4 protein-coding genes are annotated in these 2,709 nt (G+C 63.4%); 1 reads left to right on the top strand and 3 read right to left on the bottom strand.

The window, feature by feature from the left end:
* Positions 1-222: hypothetical protein (locus tag B0G57_RS32055; RefSeq protein WP_146013412.1), on the top strand; the 222-nt coding region annotated here is incomplete at its 5' end.
* 9 nt (positions 223-231) lie between these two features.
* On the opposite strand, the gene tnpC is transcribed toward B0G57_RS32055, so the two are convergent.
* From tnpC to tnpA, 3 genes are all read right to left on the bottom strand, one after another.
* On the bottom strand, positions 232-1,854 hold the full coding sequence (gene tnpC / locus B0G57_RS30665; RefSeq protein ID WP_102607428.1) for an IS66 family transposase: 1,623 nt from the start codon (positions 1,852-1,854) through the stop codon (positions 232-234).
* Positions 1,855-1,942: 88 nt separating this feature from the next.
* On the bottom strand, positions 1,943-2,296 hold the full coding sequence (tnpB, locus tag B0G57_RS30660; protein WP_158256649.1) for an IS66 family insertion sequence element accessory protein TnpB: 354 nt from the start codon (positions 2,294-2,296) through the stop codon (positions 1,943-1,945).
* On the bottom strand, positions 2,296-2,709 hold a 414-nt coding region (gene tnpA / locus B0G57_RS30655; protein WP_102607426.1), incomplete at its 5' end, for an IS66-like element accessory protein TnpA. The genes tnpB and tnpA, both read right to left, overlap by 1 nt.

The following is a 2,709-nucleotide window of genomic DNA, read 5'->3' as shown; positions in this document are numbered from 1 at the left end:
GCAAGGCGCGACACGGCAGGCAAGGATGGCAACGGTGATCGACGTCTGGATATGTGGGTGAGCACGGAGGCGTATCTTGCTCTGACGCGGTTAGCTCGCCGTTACTCGGTAACGAAGCGCCAGATGCTGGAACGACTGATCGTGCGAGCAGACGACGCGATCGTGCGCCGACTCGATCCCGAATCGGAACAGTGGGACCAATACTTCGACCCAGCGCGGTAGCGATCTGAGTTACCCGGTAACGGCTTGCTGTCGAGTGAAGTTGAACGGCAGCAGGTCGCTAATATCGGCATCCGGTGCGCGCTGCGGCAATTCGGTCAGCACATGCAGCAGATAGGCATGGGGATCGACGCCGCACGCTCGACACGTGAGCATCAGGCTGTAGACCATCGCGCTCGCTTTCGCGCCGTCGACCGTATCGCTGAAGAGCCATGACTTGCGTCCGGTCACAAAGGGCCTGATGTCGCGTTCGATGACGTTGTTATCGATTGGGGACCGGCCATCGTCTACGTAGCGGCTCAGATACCGCCATTGCCTGAGACAGTAGCCGATCGCCTCGCCCAGCAGGCTCTTTGGCAGAACCTTCGGCGCGAGTTCGTCGAGCCAGCTCTTGAAGGCGTTTAGCAACGGCACGCTGTGCTGCTGGCGTAGGCGGTACCGGTAATCGGCCAGCAACTCGCCTTCGGGCAACGTCTGTTTGGCGAGCGTCTCGACCTGGTACAGCGCCTGAAAGAACTCAAGCGCCTTCGTGATGCGCGGGCTCGGTTTGTTCTTCTGTCCTTTGAGCGCGTCCGTGAACATCCGGCGTCCATGCGCAAGGCACCCGAGGTGCGTGGCCGATTTAACCGTCCGCCACGCGGGCCAGCCGTCCGTCATCAGCGTGCCGGCGTAGTCTCCGAGGAATTCCTTCGGGTACTGCTGGCCACGCCCCGGCTGGTACTCGAACAGCACCACCGGCTGCTCGCTATCCTCCGCGCTTCGGTACACCCACATATATGACGTGTCTTGCGCGTTTCGGCCGTTCTCCTTCAGGACCTGGACGGTGGTCTCGTCGCCGTGAATCAGCCACTGGCTGAGCAGAATCTGCTTGAGCGCCTCGAATAGGCGCGTGTAGTGAAGCTGGGCAGGGCGAATGATCCAGTTCGCCAGCGTGCCGCGGCTGACCGCGATGCTCGAGCGCGCGAGCACGTCTTCCATCCGGTACAGCGGCGTGCCGTCGACGTACTTGCCGGCCGTGACGGCGGCGATCATCGAGGCGCTCGCGTGACTGCCCGGCAAGGGCTGCGCCGGCATCGGCGCGACCACGATCGGCGTGCGGACGCCGTGACGCTCGCAGTGGCGGCACGCGTACTTGAAGCGCGCGTGCTGGAGCACCGAGACCTTGACCTCCATGTGCAATTGCTCGCTGATTTCCTCGCCCATCCGATGCATGGCCTTGCTGCAGCACGGGCAGATCTTCTGGTCCTCGGGCAGGTCGTACTCGATTCGCTCGCGCGGCAGGTCCGCGGGCAGCGGCTTGCGGCCACGTTTGCGGGGGGCAGGCTGATCGAGCTCGGGCAAGCCGGTATCGGGCAGCGTCAGCGCGTTGTCGCTGTCCTCGTCGGCCGGCTCGGTTTGGGCCGCTTCCTCGGCCTCGTTGAACACGCGGTCGCGACGCTTCTCGCTCTTGGGCGCGTACTGTCGGGCCAACGCGAGACGATATTGCTCTTCGAGCGCATCCAGGCGTCGGGTCAATTCGTCAATCCTGGCGTCACGCTCGGCAATGAGCTGCGCATCGGCAGCCACCCTCTCCTCCAGCTTGTGGATATAGGCCTTGGCGGTGCGCGGCAGTCGGGGGATATCGGGAGGGGACATGCGCTCAACGATAGCGAGTCGTAGAGCCAAATAGGTTTACGCGAATTTGTAACAGCGAAAGCCGCCGTTGCTTATCGGCAACGGCAGCTTAGCTCGCGTGGCAGTACTGCCGCGCAGGATGACGGCGCAGCGCATCGACATCGACGCCATCGAGCAGCAGGTGAAGCTGCTCGGCCGTCAGTTCGATCACGGCCTGCTGACGACGGGGCCACACGAAGTGGTCCGCCTCGAGCCGTTTCATTAGGAGCCAGAATCCGGCCCGGTCATAAAGCAGAAGCTTCACGCGATCGCGTTTGCGGTTGTGGAACGCGAAGACGGCTCGCGCAAGTGGATCGAGCTGCATCGACTGCTCGACCACCGTCACCAGCGTGTTCAGTCCGGCGCGGAAGTCAATCGGCTCGCGGTGCAGATAGACCTGCAGGTCCGCGTCGAAGCGGAACATCAGTTCACTCCCAACGCTTCGATCATCGCCCTTACGAGAGCGCCATCGTGTGCGGCGCATTCGAGCTGCAGCGTCACGCCGTTGGGCAACTGCGCCGATAGCCGCGCTGGCGTCGCTGTCTTCGCCGATTCGTATCCGTGCGACGATCGCCGCACGCTCACCGGCTCGGGATTCATGCGCACCGGCGCCACCTCGCCCACCGTGACGATCGGCACGAACGCCGATGGCAACGGCTCGACGCTCGCCGTCGCAGCAGTGGCATTCGCGCGTTCGCGCAACTGAATCCACTTATGCAGCTGGTTCGCGTTCACGCCAGCCTTCAACGCCAGTCCGGCAATTGACGCGCCCGGCTGCAGGCAGGCGTCAATCAGCTTGCGCTTACCCTCAGCGTCAAACTTGCGCTTGCCTGCCGC

Source organism: Trinickia symbiotica (assembly GCF_002934455.1).
Lineage (GTDB): Bacteria > Pseudomonadota > Gammaproteobacteria > Burkholderiales > Burkholderiaceae > Trinickia > Trinickia symbiotica.
Note: the sequence above shows the minus strand (reverse complement) of the source record. Positions and strands in the feature narration are given on the sequence as shown.